Here is a 15,983-nt window from a genome sequence, read left to right as displayed (position 1 = left end):
CTTTGTAGGGTGAAAATACATGCTTTTTGTTTGATTTTGCAGCTCTAAAATTTAAAAAAGAAACGCAAAACTTAAAAAGCAAGCTTTTAAAGCCAAAAATGAAATAAGTCAGTATCTAGCAATAAAGCTAAATAAAATCAAAGCATAGCGATAAGCCGAGTTCTGTCGTGAATGCTCATTTATCTGGTTTTGTTTTCACAAACAAAATCAAGCGAAGGGTTTTCTCAAAGACTCTAACCATCCCTTCTTGCTGCACATTGGGTTTACAAAGCCGAAAATGTCACCAAATTCGCTGGTGGGCTCTTACCCCACCGTTTCACCTTTACCAAATTCATGGTAGTTTGCTTTCTGTTGCACTTTCCCTAGCATTACTGCTGGTATCTGTTAGATACAATGTTTGTCTTTTGCAGCTCGGACTTTCCTCTTTTTGTAAAAGCGAGCATTTACTATGCTTGAGGGTGTATTTTAGCGAAATTTTGCTGAGTTTAATTTAAAATTTGATAGAATAAGACTTTTAATTTTACCAAAAAGGACAAAAATGGCGACTTATTCTATGGGTGATTTGAAAAAGGGCTTAAAGATAGAAATTGAGGGCATACCTTTTAAAATCGTTGAATACCAACATGTAAAACCGGGCAAAGGACCAGCTTTTGTGCGTATTAAAATCAAGTCTTTTATCGATGGTAAGGTGCTTGAAAAAACCTTTCATGCAGGCGATAAATGTGAAGCTCCAAATTTAGAAGATAAAAAAATGCAGTATTTGTATGATGATGGTGAAAATTGTCAATTTATGGATACTGAAACTTATGAGCAAGTGGGTATTAGTGATGAAGATGTTGCAGATGCTAAAAAATGGCTACTTGATGGTATGATGGTTGATGTACTCTTTCACAATGGCAAAGCTATAGGCGTGGAAGTGCCGCAAGTTGTTGAGCTTAAAATCATAGAAACTGCCCCGAATTTCAAAGGCGATACCCAAGGCTCAAACAAAAAGCCAGCTACACTTGAAACAGGAGCTGTGGTGCAAATTCCTTTTCATGTTTTAGAAGGCGAGGTGGTGCGTGTGGATACTACAAGTGGGGAGTATCTAGGAAAAGCAAGCAAATAAGCTTTCTTTTATCTAGCTTTTTACTTTATTTTATAACCACAAAAACCTTGCAAACAAGATAAATATATAAGCCTACAAAAAACAAAACTGAGTAGGCTTGATTTAGCTTTTTGGAACTTTTTAGAATTTTTTATCGTTTGTTTTATATTTTGATTTTAATTTCTTATCCTCATGTTGCTTTTTTTTAAATATGACTTTAACCTGATAATGATAAAAATGAAGTGTATTTATGTTTTGTTGTTTTCTATGCAATTTGTTTTAAAAGTCAAGTTTTCTTTATGATGATAGGATATGGGGTTTTAGGATTTAAGAAATTCTTTTGCTCTTTGAAATTTTTTCATATTTACTGCAAGGACGGCTTTTTTGTTTTGCATAAGAACAAAGGCTTCTTCGATCAAAGCCTTTGCTTCTATGAGCTCTTGAGTATTCATATTTTGAGGCGCAAAGCTATCAAGCAAATCTTCAAGAGCACTTATATCTTCTTCTATAACAGCAAGTTTTAAATTACTGAGCCACGCTTGCATTTTCATGAACCTCACGCCAAGCTTCAAGTAAGCCTTTGACGACATTAATCACTTCATCAACCTTAGCTTCATCATTTTTAAGATTTGCTAAAGCCAGAAGTTGAATTTCTCTTGTATAAAGCCCACTAAGGTAATATGCCACATCGCCACCTTTTTCATAATCAAGACTATTTAAAAGCTCGATAAAAATCGCAGTAGCGCGTTTAACATAATACACTCTTTGTTCTATATCTTCATTTTTAATACAAACTTTGATACGAGAGCAAAAACGTAAAAGCCCCTCATACAGCATTTCAACCAATTTTTGTGGTGATTCTATACCAACTTGGTTTTGAGAGTAGGCATTATATGCAAGACTATTCATTGTTTGTTCCTCTTAAATTATTGACTGTTGCTGTTTTGAGCGTTTATCATTTGAGTAATATACTGCCCTTGTGTTTGGAGCTTGGAAATGATCCTATCATATTGTATCCATTGCTCTGCCATAGTCTCATAACGCGCGTCTATGCTTGCTTGAGATTTTTCTTTTGACTCTTTCATCGCTTTGTTTTCAGCAGTAAGCTGTTCGCTATAAAGTGTCAAAGAACCTTTGCTTGCACTTTTTGTGCTTGTTACACCCTCAAGCACACTTTTTAGATCAGCAAAAACGCCTGTGCCTTGCTCGATTTGTGGTGTAACTTTAGTTGCTTCTAAGCCCATTTTTTCAAGCACATCTTTATCACCAGTAAGTTCAAAGTCTGAGCCATTATCGCTTTTGAATTTGATTGCATAGCCTTTAACAGGGTCACCTTTAGCATCCACACCAATGGTAAGCTCTTGCATAGATACTTTTAAATCTTCTATACCAAAGCTATTGATATGATCGATGAGCTTTTGAGCTCTTTCTTCTGGTGTGCCTCCTTTGAGTTCAAAGACATTGCCATCTTTATCTTTGGATAAATCATAGGTTTTATCATTGAAAGTGATTTTAAATTCTTTACCTGTAAAGTCTATATCTGCATCAAATTTCGCTTGAGTTGCTGAACCTGTAACTTCGAGTTCTTCAAAGCCACTTGTTCCAGCAAAAAATCTCTCAGCCAAGTCAATATCCTCAGCTATTTTCTCATCAAAAGTGCTTTTATCAAAGCTTAGAGTTCCTGTTTGGCTGAGTGTCAAACCAAAATCCTGCATAGAAAGCATAACAGTTGTAGCTTTTGAATTTCCATTTTCATCAAGCTCTGTTCCTTCTACAGCTTGGCTTTGAAAGAGTGAATTGACGATATTTGATCTTATACTTGTGACTATACTTAAGCCTTGTAATTCACCAGCCACACCTGTTTCAGTGTCGTATTTAGTCGCTGTTTCAAGTTGAGTCATAAGATCGTTGTATTTTTCAACAAGTTCTTCCATAGCTGTGCCTAAAGCTTCAGTATCTTGCTTGATATCAAAGTTAATTTCGCCTGCTTTTTTAAGTGTTAAAGTAAGTCCAGCACCTATATCTTTAACTTCGTTGCTTTGGCGTATCATTTTTACACCATCAAGTGTAAATTCAGCATTTTGAGCTTTTTTGATATGATATTCCCCATTTGGATCTTTTATAGCATAGCCTTCTTTGCCATTAGTTGTTGTTTTATCAAGTTCCCAACCAAGATTAGCAAGCAAATCAGCCGAAGCTTGAGTTGAGTTAAAATTTCCAGCCTTATCAAGTGTGCCATCACCATCAACGAGCTTGATTGCATTGTCTGTGCCTGTTTCTTTGCTTGATAAAGTAAGACGATAAGGTGTATTTGCCTCACCTGTTTTTACAAGTTTAGCTTGGACATTTCCACTTGTTGCTGAGTTGATTTTTTCAGCTAAGTCCGCATAAGTTGTATTTGCATCAACTCTAATGGTGTATTTGCTATTGCCTTGCACGATAGTAAAGCTTGTTGCATTTTGTCCGCTTTGTAAAACTCTATCTGTATCAGCAGTAATGCCTTTGCTTTGAAACACATCTTTTTGAGCGATTTGATCAACTTTTACACTCAAACTTTGTGTGCTTACCCCGCTACTTGCACTTAAGCTCGCTGCAGCACTATCACCTGTTACGCTGGCATTTACCGTTCTTTTGGCAAAAGCTGTTGCATCTCCTAGTGAAGAAACAGCAGTTTGAAAAGATAAAAGTTTGGTGTTAAGCTCAGTAATTGCTGTTTGCTTAGCGGTGTTTTTTTCCATTTTTGTGGTATAAGGCTTGATGATATTTCCCTCTTCAGCCTCTTTGAGTTTATTTAAAGTTTCTGTTGTTAAAACGCTTGAAGCTATACCTATGCTTCCTAAAGAACCTAGTGCCATTGTTTAACCCTCCTTATCAAATATTAAGCCTATGGCGTTTTTAAAGTGTTCAGCCATTTTCATCGCCTCTTCGCTAGGAATTTGGCGGATAACCCTACCTGTGTCCTTTTCAGTGACACTGATATAAAGTCCTTCTATCTTATCGCTATATGCAAAACGAATGTTTGTATCTAAAGACTTCATTTGCTCGTTTAAATTCTGCGCAATTTGGTTTAAATCCTTATCCTTAGCAAGCTGATCGTTTTGCGAATCGCCACTGCTTTGTTGTGTGTTTTGCACAGCATTGTGAATACTTTGCCTTGGCGAAGCATTTTGCGCTTGACTTGTTGTAAGCTTACTCATGGATAAATCCAAGTTTGAGCCATTTATCTTTGCTATTTCCATTTTAAGTCCTTTTAAAAATAGTCTTTCCTTAAAAGACTATATCGGCTACAAAAAATAAATTTGAAGCTTTTTTCATAAATTTTTTGCATTTTTTTAAATTTATAGCAAAGCTCTTTTACATATAATTAAGCAAACTGAGCTGAGAAAGCGTTGTTGAAGCTTTCATCGCTGCTTGATAGGTAAGCTGTGTTTGCATCATCTGTGTAAGCGCTTCAGCAAGATCAGTATCAATGACTTCTGATTTTACGCTTTGGATATTGACTTTTAAAAGTTTTACTCTTGATTCAGTATCCTCGATAGCTTTTGCACTTGCACCGATTTGCGTTCTTTGTTTTCTTAAATGTTCGCCTAAATGATCAAGCCTTTCAAGCGCTCCTTGCATACCTGTATTTCTTGGATCTTTACCTTCAGAATCAGCTCTCATATTGCCTTCTAAAACAGAATCAATCATCAGTTCTAAGTCTTTTATAAGATCAACATGAGGCTCATCAATGATTAAAGCATTATTTGCACTAAAGGATAAAGCCGCACCATCTGTTACTTGAGCTGTGGTGGTAAGCGGTAGAGCTGGAAACTGCGTGCTTTGGCTATCGTGCATAGCTACGCCTATGTTTGTGCCGGTTGAAAGCTTATCAGTAATCGTAATGCGTCCTTTATAATCAAGGCTAACTTCAACGGTTGATTTTGAATTTTGCAAAGCGGTATTGTAGGTTTGAAAATCAGCTGCTGTAACTTGGTTTGCATTTACTGGTATGGTTGCTGTTGGCATTTGATCTGAAGCAAAAAGCCCTATGACATCATTGAGTTGCTTATAAGTAATATCATTGCTTGGAGTTACTACACCATTATTTGAAGTAGCTGGATTAGTATGCATGATAGGAAAAGTGATATTTTGCCCCGGATTTGCTGGATCTTCATAGCTTACGCTTGAATTTCCTAAGTCAATAGTGACATTATAGGTGTTTCCGCCTTTTGAATTGACGACTAAATTTAGCGTAGTATTTGCTAAATCTCCTGTTGCGACTTCGCTAAGTTTGGTTGAAGCTGTAGCATACACTCCATCTGCTTTTGTGATTTGTGAGATATTGCCTATAACCTTGTTGCCACTTGTTTCAAAAAAGACATTATCATAATCTGCCCCATTTGTTGCATTGCCAAGCGTATCAGTCATCTTACTAAAGATAAAATCAGTTTGTTGCAAGCTTATAGAGTAGTTATTTCCGTTTATGCCTATATTTACCGGACTTGTAAGATTAGTAAGATCGCCATTTGCTCCTAAGGCTTGTTGCATAACTATATTTGTCAAGTCTGTTAAGCTGTTTCCTTGAGCTTGCAAATCCTCATTGATACGATCTAATTCAGTAGAGTTTTGAACCTGCGGAGTAAAAGCCACAGCGTGAAAATCAAGAGTGTTATTGCCTTGTTTTAAGTCTGTGATTTGAATTTGCCCGCTATTGTTAATGCTGATATCAACGACTTTATTTGTATCGGTGTTGCCATACAATGCGCCGATTTTATCAAGCATACCTTGTAAAGTATCGCCTGGCTGCATAAGCACAGCACTTTTAAAGCTCGTCCCATCTGGTCTTGTGCCTTGCACATAAAGGGCGGTTGGTGGAAAGTCTTTTGGTGTTGTTTCAAAATCCGTTGTTGGATCAAGAGGAGGATTGTTTTCCCTTACATAGCCAAGTCCTATTAAATTTCTAATCGCAGCATTGCCATCAAGATAGGTTGTTTTATCTGGGTTTTGATTTAAATCATAGCGATTGTCTGTAAAGCTTACATTTGTGGTAATTTGCTTTTTAAAGTCATTGTCTGCTTTGTAAAAAAGATCATAACCTGAGACATTGTAAGCGCTTTGTGTGCTGTCTCCTGTAACGATATTCATTGATTTATTATCGCCATAATAATTTCCTGATTGATCAAAAGGCTTTGTGCCACTAAGCGATCCTGAGAATAAAAACTGCCCATTAACACTTGTATTTGCGATATTTACAATCTCTTCTTTGATGCGGGTGAGTTCTTTTGCTATGGCTTCTCTTGAAGTTTGTGTTTGACTATCGCTTGCTGCTTGAGTTACTTTGACTTTAAATTGCTCGATAAGCGAAACGATATCGCCTAAGGCTTTGTCTGTGTTTTTTGTCATTTCATTGGCAAGCGAGGCAGCCTTTTCGACTTGTTCTAGGGTTTTAAGTTCGTATTCAAGACGAGTGTTGTCTATATAGGTGTTTGCTGATTCAAAGGAGTTTTGAATTTGCAAGCCTGTGCTGACTTGGTTGCTAACTTTGTAAAAATTTGACATAGCTTGCTGGACGGAGCTGATCGAATGGTAATTTGTGAGCTGATTAGTGATTCGCATTGTTTGTCCTTGATCATGGTTTCTTTTGCTTAATACAAGCAAAAAGAGTTCCATTTTTTAAATTTAAGGCTAAATCGGCTAAAAATATTTTTTTTGAAGCTTTAAAGTCTTTTTTAAATTTAAATAGTGTATAATCTCACTTTTTAATAAGCCCAAGTGGTGAAACTGGTAGACGCGCTAGACTCAAAATCTAGTAAGGGCAACCTTGTGTCGGTTCGAGTCCGACCTTGGGCACCATGAACTGACATTTTGCAAATTTGCAATACACTTTTAAGAAAATTTATGCTTTTAACTACACTTTATATCATTGGAATTTCTGCTGAAGCGATGACAGGAGCGATTGCTGCTGGGCGGCATAAGATGGATTTGTTTGGTGTGATCTTTATCGCTTTGGTTACAGCTATTGGTGGAGGAAGCATTAGAGATATACTTTTAGGACACTATCCTTTAACTTGGGTAGCTCATCCTGAATATGTGATCTTAATCTGTATTTGTGCGCTCATCACAACTCAAATTCCGCGTCTCATCACTCGCCTTGAGGGGCTTTTTTTGGCTCTTGATGCGGTTGGGCTTGTGGTGTTTAGTATCTTAGGAGCAAGTATAGCTATAGCAGAGGGTTATGGCTTTATCATCGCTGTGAGTGCAGCTGTGATTACTGGTGTATTTGGTGGAATTTTAAGAGATACATTGTGTGCGAGAATCCCTCTTGTCTTTCAAAAAGAGCTTTATGCTGCTGTTTCGATGAGTGCTGGGGCTTTGTATTATATTTTGATAGAATTTGTCAAATTTAACAGCTTAGGCACTACTTTAATCACTCTTTTTTTTGGCGTTGCTTTTAGACTTTTAGCGATTTGTTATGGTTGGGCTTTGCCCGTGTTTTCGTATGAGTATAAAAATAAAGAGTAAAAAACTTGCTTATTTTTGTGCTTTTAAACATATAAATCTTAAATTTACACCTCACACAAAGCAAAAGTATAAACTTAAGATCGATTTTGTTTTCAATACGCCTTAACGCCCAGCATATAAAACATTTTGAAAATTTCTAGCGATCATTTGCGCTCTTTGCAAGATCACCGCACTCATTTCTTCGTTAAAAACTTGATTTAAGCTTTCTTCAAAAAGTTTTAACCAAGTATCAAAAAACTCACGCGGAAAAGGCGGTAACTCAATATGAGCCTTCATAGGCTGTCCGTTATAATCACCTTGTCCTAAAAGCATACCCTGCCAGAAATTACTGATTTTTGCTTTATGGTTTTGCCATGCTTCATCATCTGTGCCAACCTTAGCGTTAAAAATCGCTCCTAAATCCTTATCGCGTCTAATCTTTTCATAAAAAATTTCCATTAAACGATCGATACCTTCTTTATTTATAGTATCTAACTTCATTTTTTCTCCTTGTTAAATTTGAAGCTAAAGTATAAGAAAATTTTCTTTAAAAATTATTGATTTGTGTTAAAATTAAGATAAAAAAACTAGGGAAAAATATGCAAAATGTGCTTGAAATTTTTCTTCGCATAGGGAGAAAAAAGCGATATCAAAAAGGAAATATTTTGTTTTTTGAAGGTGAAAAAGCAGAATTATTTTTTATCTTGCTAAGCGGAGAAGTAAGGGTTTATAAGACTTTAGCTGCAGGAAAGGAACTAAGTATCCATCATTTTACGCCTATATCTTTTATCGCCGAAATGCCAGCATTTGAGGGCTTAAACTATCCAGCAAGTGCTATTTGTGAAAAGGAAAGTGAAATTTTAGAGCTTGATTTTAAGCAGTTTAAGACTCTTTGTCAAGAGGATTCAAAAATCGCTTTAATGCTTATTAGCTCTTTGTTTAAAAAGATTCAAATTTTAGAAAAAGAGCTTGGTACCCAAAGTCTTGATTTAAGGCAAAAATTCCTATATTTTTTACTTGAAAATGAAGCAAATTTAAGCTCTTTGACGCAAAAACAAATCGCACAAAAGCTTAATTCAAGAGCTGAATCTCTTTCAAGATTGATTAAAGAGCTTAAAAATAAAGCTTTAATCGATACGCACAAGGGCAAGATTAAAATCACAAACAAAAACGAACTTTTCAAGCTTTTATAAAGGCAGATTTTGTTACAATAATGCTATGAAAAATCCCAAGCTAAGTATCATTATCCCCTTTGGCTTAAGTGTTGAGCGAGCTTATATCAAAGAAAGAGTATTGCAAAAAGCTTGTGCTTATAAAAGCGATGAGAAGGTGGAGTATATCTTTGTTGAGGGCTTTTCAAGTTGCTTTGATGAGAGTGTAAAAGAGTGTATTGTAAAGTCTGGACATATTTATATCAAAGACGAAATTCAAGTATATTTTTCTCAAGGCAAATGTAGAAATTTAGGTGCAATCAATGCTAGGGCAAATGTGGTGATGTTTTTAGACGTAGATTGTGAAATTTCACCTCAAAGTCTTGCAAAACTCCTTGAGCTTATATGTGTAAAGGGCATTGATGCAAACCCAAATGCTTTATTGTTGCTTCCTTGTATTTATCTTAAACAAGAAGCAAGTGAGTTTTTGCTTAGCCAAAGTCCAAATTTTTGGGATACTTTAGTGCAAAATGATTTGCTTAATGAGCAAAAAATGTGTAAATTTCTTGCCTTTTTTTCTAGCTCTTTTATAATGCATAAATATAAATTTCTTGAACTTGGTGGCAATGATGAAGGCTTTGTGGGGCATGGCTATGAGGATTTTGATTTGTTTGCCCGCGCTTTAAAAGCTTGCGTGCATTTTGAAAAAATGCCAGCAAATTTAGCTTATGATAGTAGAAACTGGCATTTTAATGAATTTAAAGGTTTCAGGGCTTTATTTTCCTTACTTGGCTATGAAAGTGCTTTTTACTCGCTTTTTGTGTATCATTTTTGGCACATTGAGCCTAATCAAAACAATTATCTAAGCAACAAAGAAGCCAATCATCGTTTATTTTTTACAAAATTAGAAAAGTATTTTAAAGACGAGCAAAGTTTTTTACAAAGCTTACCTCAGGTGTTACAACGTAAAGAAGCACAAGATCAAAAGGTGCTTGTTTTAAGTAAGGAACTTTTAAGTTTTAGGATAGCAAGCGTGTATTTTGGCTCTTTTGTATATAAGGAGTTTCAAAATGAAACCGAGTTTTTAAGCTTTCTTGAACAAGAAAAAATTGCTTTGATTTTGTTTAATGCGTCTTATTTATCTTCTCAAATTCAGTTTTTAGAATGTATAAAACAACACAGGCTTGAATATGCAGTATGTGAGCTTCAAAAAGATAAAAATGAGCTTGAACTTTGGCATTTTAAAGAGTTTCAAGGCAAAATTATAAATGAAAATTTACTTCAAGAAATAAGTAATTTTCAAGCTCATAAAAAAAGTTTTTATCCTTTAAAATCACTCATATTTAAGCCTTATATTTATGAGCTTAAGCATACTAAATTTAAGCTTTTACCAGCTTTTTTAGAGGCTAAACTCTCACAAACTAAGTTTTATAGGCTATTTAGAAAGCTTATGTGTTCGCCAAAAGAGTTCTTTAGGGACTCTAAATTTATTTCGCAAATGCGTTTTAAATGACAAAGGACTGGTATTGATGACAAATAAAGAAGCAAAAGTAGGTATAGTTGTGCCTATTTATAATATTGAAAAATATCTTAAAGCCTGCATAGAAAGTGTGCTTAAGCAAAGTTATTCAAATTTTGAACTTTTACTCGTAAATGATGGCAGTACAGATAAGAGCTTTGACATAGCTTTTGAGTATGCAAAAAAAGATAAAAGAATTACGCTCATTGATAAAAAAAATGCTGGACAAGGAAGCGCTCGTAATGTTGGTATAGAGTATTTTAGCGAGACTTTAAATTTTTATTTTAGTTATAAGAAAGAAAACTTGGCTTGTTTTAAACTTGATCAAGATGAAAAAAATGATATTTATGCTCTTTTTAAAAAAACTTCATTGCCAAAACTTGAAATTTCTAAGATAACTTATATTTGTTTTTTTGATGGAGATGATTTTTTAGCCTTGAATTGCTTAGAAGAAGCTGTGAAAAATATTAAAAATTATAATGTTTTATGGTTTGATTACCAGCCTTATTTCGATGGGGTTAAAGCTAAAAAAACTCAAACTCAAATGCAGCATTTTGCTTTTACTCAAAAGTCTATTATAAGCACTGAAGAATGGTTGCAAAGGGCTAGAAGTTTAAATATTGTAACTTTTTGGTTTGCATGGCAGGGTATGATAGCTTTTGAGTTTTTAAAAGACACTAAGATTCATTTTGTTGAAAAATCTTTTACTGAGGATGTGCATTTTGGTATAGCTTTATTTGCTGAGGCTCAAAAAATAGTTGTCTTGCCTCAAAAACTATACTATTACCGCATTCGCCCTAAAAGCTCCATGAATCATAGCCGCAAAAAAGCAGATATACAACTATCAACTTATTGCAATGATTTTTCTGTAAGTTATAAAGAGAATTTAGAGCTTATGAGGCAATATCAAGAAGCTTTTGCTTGGTTGCAAGTTGCTAGAGCTCTACTTCATTTTACACATAATTTTAAGGATAAAGAGCTAGCAAGGCAAATAGAAGAGCTTTTTTTACCTTATGTCTGCAATAAAGCTCTTGTCTTAGAGCTTTTAGACCCTCAAACCTTTAAAAAAGAGCTTAAGGAGCTTAAAAAATTCATAAAAACTCAGCCTTATGGTGCAATTGAAAGAACTAAAGAATATTTAAGCTACAAGCTTGCAAAAGAGTGTAATAAGGCAAAAGGACTTAAAAAACTAGTCTTGCCTTTTAAATTTATAAAAATTCTTTGCACCCATAAAAAGCGAAGTAATCTTAAGCGTCCAGAGTGCTATAAAGACTATATCTATGCTTTGAAAATGAAAAATAAAGCTAGCATAAAGAGGTTTTCAAATTTAGGGGCTAAGCTTTCAAGTATTAAAAATATATTATCTTTTTAGTTTTGCACTTGATAAAAAAGAATGAGAAAATTTAAAAGAATTTTTAACTTATTTAGACTAAAATTAGTCTTAAAAAACTACTAAGAGGAAAAAGATGGATTTTGATTTTATACTCAAATACACGCCAAATTTTATAAATGCAGCCTTACTTACACTTGAGGTTTTTGCTTTGGGGCTTTTCTTTTCTTTGTGTATAGGCATTTTTTGCGTGTTAATGCAGTATTTTAAGTTCAAACTTTTAAGCCAAATTTGCAGGGTGTATATAGAGCTTTCAAGAAATACGCCTTTGCTCATCCAGCTTTTCTTTTTGTATTATGGGCTTGGACGGCTTGGACTTGGGCTTGAGAGCTTTAGCTGTGCGGTTTTGGGGCTTTCATTTTTGGGCGGTTCTTATATGGCAGAGAGTTTAAGAGCTGGTATTGAAGCGGTAAAAAAACAGCAGTTTGAAGCAGCCTTAAGCTTAGCTTTAAGTCCTTGGCAGGTGTTTCGCTTTGTGATCTTGCCTCAAGCTTTAAGCGTGGCTATGCCAAGTCTTAGTGCAAATACTATTTTTTTATTTAAAGAAACCTCAGTTGTTACTATCATTGCCTTGCCTGATCTTGTTTATACGATGACGAGTTTAAATTCGCTTACTTATAAGACAGATGAGCTTTTATTTATGCTTTTTGTGAGTTATTTATGTATAATCTTACCTTTATCTTTGTTTTTAAGCTATCTTGAAAAAAGGTTGCGTTATGCCTGAATTACTGACTTTAAACACCTTTTCAAGACTGCTTGAAGGGCTTTTAATCACCTTAGAAATTTCTGCTGTGAGTATCATCATCTCTTCTGTGGGCGGGCTTTTTATGGGTGTAATTTATAATCTTAAAAATCCTTTTATAAACGCATTTTGTAGATTTTGCCTTGAATTTGTTCGCGTTATGCCTTTGATCGTGTGGCTTTTTGTGATTTATTTTGGTTTGTCGCGTTGGTTTGGCTTGAATTTAAGCGCGGTGAGTGCGGCGATTTTAGTCTTTAGCATTTGGGGCGTGTTTGAGATGATGGATTTGGTGCGAGCTGCCCTGCAAAGCATACCAAAACACCAATACGAATCAGCAGCTAGCCTTGCTTTAAACACTTATGAGCTTTATACTTTTGTCATCTTACCTCAAGCCTTAAGACGTCTAACTCCAGCAAGTATAAATTTACTTACTAGAATGATTAAAAGCACGACTTTTGCTTTTTTAATCGGAGCAGTTGAGCTTGTCAAAGTAGGGCAGCAAATCATCGAGTTTCATCATAGCAATGTTTATGCTTCTTTTGTCATTTATGGTATAATATTTTTTATATATTTTTTATTATGCTATCCGCTTTCTTGGTATTCTCAAATTTTAGAAAAAAAATGGAGTTAAAATGGAAATTTTAAAGATCAGCCATTTACAAAAATACTACGGCTCACACCATGTTTTAAAAGATATAAATTTAAGTGTAGCTAAAAAAGAAGTTGTGGTGATACTAGGACCTAGTGGGTGCGGTAAATCCACGCTTTTACGCTGTGTTAATGGACTTGAAAGTATAGCAAGTGGAGAAATTTATATTGATAAAGAAAAAATTGATACCAATTTTAAGGATTGGCAAAAGATTCGCCAAAAAGTTGGTATGGTCTTTCAATCCTACGAGCTTTTTGATCACTTAAATGTCGAGCAAAACTTGCTTCTAGCTCCTTTAAAAGTGCAAAAACGCAAAAAAGAAGAAATTTTGCAAGAGGCTATGACTTGGCTTGAAAAAGTAGGCTTAGCGCACAAGCTTAAAGCCTATCCAAGAGAGCTTAGCGGAGGACAAAAACAACGCATTGCCATAGTAAGAAGCTTGTGTATGAATCCTGAGCTTATGCTTTTTGATGAAGTAACAGCTGCTCTTGATCCAGAAATCGTGCGTGAAGTGCTTGATGTTATGCTTAATTTGGCAAAAGATGGTATGAGTATGCTTATAGTTACACATGAAATGGGCTTTGCAAGGGCTGTGGCTGATAGGATAGTATTTATGGACGCTGGGCAAATCGTTGAAATTTCAAGTCCGCAGGAGTTTTTTACCCAGCCTAAAACCCAAAGAGCGAGGAAATTTTTAAATTTATTTGATTTTCGTGCAGATAACAGATAAAGTAAAATTTTTGTGCGGTGATATTAGCTTGGCAATGTAGCCATTAAAAGCGTAATAAAGCTTTTAAATCCTTATAAAACTTATCCGCCATAAGCTCATAGCCTTGCACGCTTAAATGCACATCTTCTTTTGAATACCCTTGCTCTATCCACAAGTCTTTGCCTCCGCTTTCTTGCATAAATTTATGCATATCAAAAAGCAAGAGTTTTTGCTCTTTTGCGAGTTCATAAAGTGCATCTCTTACTGGGTAAAAGTCGCTTGAAAGTTGATAATTTTCAGCGATTTTTTGTGTAACACTTGGTGGAGAGATCAGCAAAATCACAGCATTGGGACTTGCTTGTTTGAGTGTGGTAATGAAATTTTTATAATTTTCTTTAAATTTAGTTTTATTGAAATTTCCTAACAAAACATCATTTGATCCATATGCAAGTATGATAAAATCGCTTTTTATTATGCCAAGTTGCGCTGGCAATGTTTTTTGATCCCATTTAAGCCACAAATCAGATCTTGCACCATTGATACCAAGCGTATCAAGTATGAGATTGTTTTTCGCATTATAGATAAAAAAGCCGTTTAAATTTGCTCCTTTTTCAAGGGCATGGATACTGATAGGAAAATGTATATTGTTAAATTCTTTGTAGTTAAGCCCAGAGTGCGTTGTTTTGAGCGTATAAGTTTTGCCTTTAGAGTCTTTGAGTATAAAGGCTTCTTTTTTGTTTTTACTTTCAAAAATGACGCCAAATTTGAAATTTTGTTCTTTGAGATTTGAGCTAAGTTTTACGAAAGCATTTTTTCTTAAAGCTTTTATACTTACGCCACCTAAAGCGTAGTTTTGTGTGCTATCGTTTTTAGAATTATACAGCTCAAAGCCCTTGCTTTCATAATCTAACATTAAATTATGTTGGTATTTGGGCTGTAAAGGGTAGGCAAAGCCTATGGCATTGACTTTTATAAGTAGCTTTCTTAGCTCTCTTGAAAAAAAATCAGCTGCCATATGAGAGTCGCCAAAAATGCGGATTTTCAAGTCTTTTTTATCGCTAAGGTATCCTTTTAGGCGTTCAAGTTCGCTTGAGCTTGCAAAGTTGATTAAAGCCGATCTTGGTTTGTCTAAAAGCTCTTTTTTGCTGATAGGCTGGCTTACTCGTATGCTTTTTGGCACGCTCATATATACACAAGCGTTGATAAAAAAAAGCCCAAAAACGCACAAAAGAAAAAAACAGATTTTTTTCATTTAAGCTCGTTTGTATCAAGTTTTTCAAGCAAAAGCTCAGACATAAGTTTTGCGCCTTTTATGTTAAAATGTGTGCCATCATCGGCTCTAATTTTAATGCTTTTGTTATTTTCATCTCTAATATAGCTTGAATACTTGCCGTCTTCACTTAAAGCTTGCGTTGTTTGAATGAAAATTTCGTTATTTTTAAGGTTTTCGCTACGATAAATTTCATTTAAGATTTTGATTTTTTCATTAAGACTGTCTTTTTTCACTGGAGGAATTTCATACCATAAAACCTTAGCATTGTGAAGTTTAGCGATTTTGATAATCTCATCAACGCGACTGGTATAAATTTCACGCCACTGCTCGCTGTTAAAGGCTTGGTATTTGCCCCCAAATTTAATGTCCCAAGGATCATTTGCGCCAAGTAAGACAACAAGATATTTTAAGTTCTTATTTTCCACAAATGCTGCTTGAGTCGCACTTGCCCAGTTAAAATAGCTTTTATAGCTTAAGCCTGTGCTTTGTTTGCTTAAATTCGTGCTTTTGATCTTAAGCTTGCTTAAATCTCTTGTCAAAGCCAAAGCTACACCTTGCATTAAAGAATCCCCTATCAGCAAGAACTCCTCGCCTTTTTGGATCACAAGCTTGCTTGGAATGGAGCTTAAATTTGTATCATAGTTTTGAATGCTTGTGTTTTTGTCAAGCTCAAGTGTTATTTTGCTTAAATTTTCATCAAGCTCATCGATAAGATAAGTTTCATTAAAACTTGCATTTATATCATTTGTGCTAAATTCACTCAAAGAGCCATAATGCAAGGCTTGGGTATCATTGCTTAGCACAGCTCGAATTTGTTCAAGCTTTACTTTAAAGCTGTTTGCTTCATCTAAAATATCATTTTGAAAAGCTACGTGCAAGTGATATTTTTGCTCTAAATACGAGGCTATGCTTTTATTCATCACAAAAGCAACGATGAAAAAAGTGCTTAGGATCACAAAGAAAAATCTAAAAATTTTCAT

General features: G+C 34.9%; 16 protein-coding genes, 1 tRNA gene and 1 other RNA gene. 9 read left to right on the top strand and 9 right to left on the bottom strand.

Annotated features, from left to right (window positions below; all coding sequences use genetic code 11):
• Positions 1-135: 135 nt before the first annotated feature.
• Positions 136-455, bottom strand: an RNA gene (gene rnpB, locus DMB95_RS03500) — RNase P RNA component class A.
• Between the two features lie 83 nt (positions 456-538).
• Here rnpB and efp point away from each other — a divergent pair.
• Entirely contained in the window at positions 539-1,108 is a 570-nt protein-coding gene (efp, locus tag DMB95_RS03495) for an elongation factor P (protein ID WP_142930940.1), read from the top strand.
• A gap of 299 nt (positions 1,109-1,407) precedes the next feature.
• On the opposite strand, the gene DMB95_RS03490 is transcribed toward efp, so the two are convergent.
• From DMB95_RS03490 to flgL, 5 genes are all read right to left on the bottom strand, one after another.
• Positions 1,408-1,632: a hypothetical protein gene (locus DMB95_RS03490; RefSeq protein ID WP_137633275.1), complete on the bottom strand. Its 225-nt coding sequence runs from the start codon at positions 1,630-1,632 to the stop codon at positions 1,408-1,410.
• Complete coding sequence (gene fliS, locus DMB95_RS03485; RefSeq protein WP_137633276.1) at positions 1,613-1,996, bottom strand: flagellar export chaperone FliS; 384 nt, start codon at positions 1,994-1,996, stop codon at positions 1,613-1,615. Before fliS ends, DMB95_RS03490 begins: the two co-directional genes overlap by 20 nt.
• Before the next feature lie 17 nt (positions 1,997-2,013).
• Positions 2,014-3,942, bottom strand: coding sequence for a flagellar filament capping protein FliD (gene fliD, locus DMB95_RS03480; protein WP_142930939.1), 1,929 nt, complete (start codon positions 3,940-3,942; stop codon positions 2,014-2,016).
• A 3-nt stretch (positions 3,943-3,945) separates the two neighbouring features.
• The gene (locus DMB95_RS03475) at positions 3,946-4,326 is read right to left on the bottom strand and encodes a FlaG family protein (RefSeq protein WP_137633278.1); all 381 of its coding nucleotides are present in this window, start codon (positions 4,324-4,326) and stop codon (positions 3,946-3,948) included.
• 115 nt (positions 4,327-4,441) lie between these two features.
• Positions 4,442-6,685, bottom strand: coding sequence for a flagellar hook-associated protein FlgL (gene flgL, locus DMB95_RS03470; protein WP_142930938.1), 2,244 nt, complete (start codon positions 6,683-6,685; stop codon positions 4,442-4,444).
• 150 nt (positions 6,686-6,835) lie between these two features.
• Here flgL and DMB95_RS03465 point away from each other — a divergent pair.
• Both DMB95_RS03465 and DMB95_RS03460 read left to right on the top strand, forming a co-directional pair.
• Positions 6,836-6,922: transfer RNA gene (locus DMB95_RS03465), tRNA-Leu, on the top strand.
• Positions 6,923-6,967: 45 nt separating this feature from the next.
• Positions 6,968-7,591, top strand: coding sequence for a trimeric intracellular cation channel family protein (locus DMB95_RS03460; protein WP_137633280.1), 624 nt, complete (start codon positions 6,968-6,970; stop codon positions 7,589-7,591).
• Positions 7,592-7,693: 102 nt separating this feature from the next.
• Here the strand turns inward: DMB95_RS03460 and DMB95_RS03455 are convergent, their stop codons facing one another.
• Positions 7,694-8,071 (bottom strand): group III truncated hemoglobin, encoded by a 378-nt coding sequence (locus DMB95_RS03455; protein WP_137633281.1) that lies wholly within the window; start codon positions 8,069-8,071, stop codon positions 7,694-7,696.
• Between the two features lie 98 nt (positions 8,072-8,169).
• Between DMB95_RS03455 and DMB95_RS03450 the strand changes: the two genes are divergently transcribed.
• The 6 genes from DMB95_RS03450 to DMB95_RS03425 all read left to right on the top strand — a co-directional run bounded on the left by DMB95_RS03450 (position 8,170) and on the right by DMB95_RS03425 (position 13,751).
• Entirely contained in the window at positions 8,170-8,763 is a 594-nt protein-coding gene (locus DMB95_RS03450; RefSeq protein ID WP_142930937.1) for a Crp/Fnr family transcriptional regulator, read from the top strand.
• A gap of 25 nt (positions 8,764-8,788) precedes the next feature.
• Entirely contained in the window at positions 8,789-10,234 is a 1,446-nt protein-coding gene (locus DMB95_RS03445) for a galactosyltransferase-related protein (RefSeq protein WP_142930936.1), read from the top strand.
• 16 nt (positions 10,235-10,250) lie between these two features.
• Positions 10,251-11,612 (top strand): glycosyltransferase family 2 protein, encoded by a 1,362-nt coding sequence (locus DMB95_RS03440; protein ID WP_142930935.1) that lies wholly within the window; start codon positions 10,251-10,253, stop codon positions 11,610-11,612.
• A 94-nt stretch (positions 11,613-11,706) separates the two neighbouring features.
• Positions 11,707-12,354 (top strand): amino acid ABC transporter permease, encoded by a 648-nt coding sequence (locus DMB95_RS03435; protein WP_142930934.1) that lies wholly within the window; start codon positions 11,707-11,709, stop codon positions 12,352-12,354.
• A complete protein-coding gene (locus tag DMB95_RS03430) occupies positions 12,347-13,003 on the top strand; it encodes an amino acid ABC transporter permease (RefSeq protein ID WP_142930933.1) in 657 nt (218 codons plus the stop codon). Before DMB95_RS03435 ends, DMB95_RS03430 begins: the two co-directional genes overlap by 8 nt.
• A 1-nt stretch (position 13,004) precedes the next feature.
• Positions 13,005-13,751, top strand: coding sequence for an amino acid ABC transporter ATP-binding protein (locus DMB95_RS03425; RefSeq protein ID WP_142930932.1), 747 nt, complete (start codon positions 13,005-13,007; stop codon positions 13,749-13,751).
• 43 nt (positions 13,752-13,794) lie between these two features.
• Here DMB95_RS03425 and DMB95_RS03420 read toward each other — a convergent pair whose 3' ends face one another.
• Both DMB95_RS03420 and DMB95_RS03415 read right to left on the bottom strand, forming a co-directional pair.
• Positions 13,795-14,982 (bottom strand): GDSL-type esterase/lipase family protein, encoded by a 1,188-nt coding sequence (locus DMB95_RS03420; protein ID WP_142930931.1) that lies wholly within the window; start codon positions 14,980-14,982, stop codon positions 13,795-13,797.
• Positions 14,979-15,983 (bottom strand): SGNH/GDSL hydrolase family protein, encoded by a 1,005-nt coding sequence (locus DMB95_RS03415; protein WP_142930930.1) that lies wholly within the window; start codon positions 15,981-15,983, stop codon positions 14,979-14,981. The genes DMB95_RS03420 and DMB95_RS03415 overlap by 4 nt, the downstream gene beginning before the upstream one ends.

Origin of the sequence: Campylobacter sp. MIT 12-8780, assembly GCF_006864535.1 — a bacterium.
Lineage (GTDB): Bacteria > Campylobacterota > Campylobacteria > Campylobacterales > Campylobacteraceae > Campylobacter_D.
Note: the sequence above shows the minus strand (reverse complement) of the source record. Positions and strands in the feature narration are given on the sequence as shown.

What these genes read in the sequence shown, in the direction of transcription:
- efp (WP_142930940.1), top strand. Translation starts at nt 539, where the DNA reads ATGGCGACTTATTCTATGGGTGATTTGAAAAAGGGCTTAAAGATAGAA.
- DMB95_RS03490 (WP_137633275.1), bottom strand. Translation starts at nt 1,632, where the DNA reads ATGCAAGCGTGGCTCAGTAATTTAAAACTTGCTGTTATAGAAGAAGAT.
- fliS (WP_137633276.1), bottom strand. Translation starts at nt 1,996, where the DNA reads ATGAATAGTCTTGCATATAATGCCTACTCTCAAAACCAAGTTGGTATA.
- fliD (WP_142930939.1), bottom strand. Translation starts at nt 3,942, where the DNA reads ATGGCACTAGGTTCTTTAGGAAGCATAGGTATAGCTTCAAGCGTTTTA.
- DMB95_RS03475 (WP_137633278.1), bottom strand. Translation starts at nt 4,326, where the DNA reads ATGGAAATAGCAAAGATAAATGGCTCAAACTTGGATTTATCCATGAGT.
- flgL (WP_142930938.1), bottom strand. Translation starts at nt 6,685, where the DNA reads ATGCGAATCACTAATCAGCTCACAAATTACCATTCGATCAGCTCCGTC.
- DMB95_RS03460 (WP_137633280.1), top strand. Translation starts at nt 6,968, where the DNA reads ATGCTTTTAACTACACTTTATATCATTGGAATTTCTGCTGAAGCGATG.
- DMB95_RS03455 (WP_137633281.1), bottom strand. Translation starts at nt 8,071, where the DNA reads ATGAAGTTAGATACTATAAATAAAGAAGGTATCGATCGTTTAATGGAA.
- DMB95_RS03450 (WP_142930937.1), top strand. Translation starts at nt 8,170, where the DNA reads ATGCAAAATGTGCTTGAAATTTTTCTTCGCATAGGGAGAAAAAAGCGA.
- DMB95_RS03445 (WP_142930936.1), top strand. Translation starts at nt 8,789, where the DNA reads ATGAAAAATCCCAAGCTAAGTATCATTATCCCCTTTGGCTTAAGTGTT.
- DMB95_RS03440 (WP_142930935.1), top strand. Translation starts at nt 10,251, where the DNA reads ATGACAAATAAAGAAGCAAAAGTAGGTATAGTTGTGCCTATTTATAAT.
- DMB95_RS03435 (WP_142930934.1), top strand. Translation starts at nt 11,707, where the DNA reads ATGGATTTTGATTTTATACTCAAATACACGCCAAATTTTATAAATGCA.
- DMB95_RS03430 (WP_142930933.1), top strand. Translation starts at nt 12,347, where the DNA reads ATGCCTGAATTACTGACTTTAAACACCTTTTCAAGACTGCTTGAAGGG.
- DMB95_RS03425 (WP_142930932.1), top strand. Translation starts at nt 13,005, where the DNA reads ATGGAAATTTTAAAGATCAGCCATTTACAAAAATACTACGGCTCACAC.
- DMB95_RS03420 (WP_142930931.1), bottom strand. Translation starts at nt 14,982, where the DNA reads ATGAAAAAAATCTGTTTTTTTCTTTTGTGCGTTTTTGGGCTTTTTTTT.
- DMB95_RS03415 (WP_142930930.1), bottom strand. Translation starts at nt 15,983, where the DNA reads ATGAAAATTTTTAGATTTTTCTTTGTGATCCTAAGCACTTTTTTCATC.